Source organism: Bremerella sp. JC817 (genome assembly GCF_040718835.1).
GTDB lineage: Bacteria > Planctomycetota > Planctomycetia > Pirellulales > Pirellulaceae > Bremerella.
This window is the reverse complement of sequence record NZ_JBFEFG010000050.1, coordinates 1-390: the sequence shown is the minus strand read 5'-3', so window position 1 is coordinate 390 and position 390 is coordinate 1. Positions and strand designations below refer to the sequence as shown.

General features: G+C 65.6%; 1 protein-coding gene. It reads left to right on the top strand.

The genetic code is table 11. The features are described from left to right. Positions 1-169: 169 nt before the first annotated feature. Positions 170-390 (top strand): hypothetical protein (locus tag AB1L30_RS00250; RefSeq protein ID WP_367011356.1); only part of this gene is annotated, 221 nt, incomplete at its 3' end.

Genomic DNA, 390 nt, shown 5'->3' with positions numbered 1-390 from the left:
TTCCCCGAGCACGTCGCAAAGCTGCGAGGCGAGCCGGGCGAGACAATCCAGGGGGATCGGGTGACGCTCGCTCAGTTCGCGGCGCAGTGAGCGGCCCCGGATGTATTCCATCTCGATGTAAGGCACACCGTTAGCGACCCCCGTTGCGTGCACGACGGTGGCGTGGGGGGTGCGAGGAGATCCTGGCCATCAGCTTCGCTTCGCGGTTGAACCGCTGGCGGAGCGACTTGCTCCCGACCAGGCTCGGATTGATGACCTTCAGCACCCGTTTGGCATCCAGGCCGGTATTCCGGACGAGCCAGACGGCCCCCATACCTCCCTCGCCGAGGTGCTCGAGCACCTCGTACTGGTCGAGCAGGACCATGCCCGGATGGATCAGCCCGATCTGCC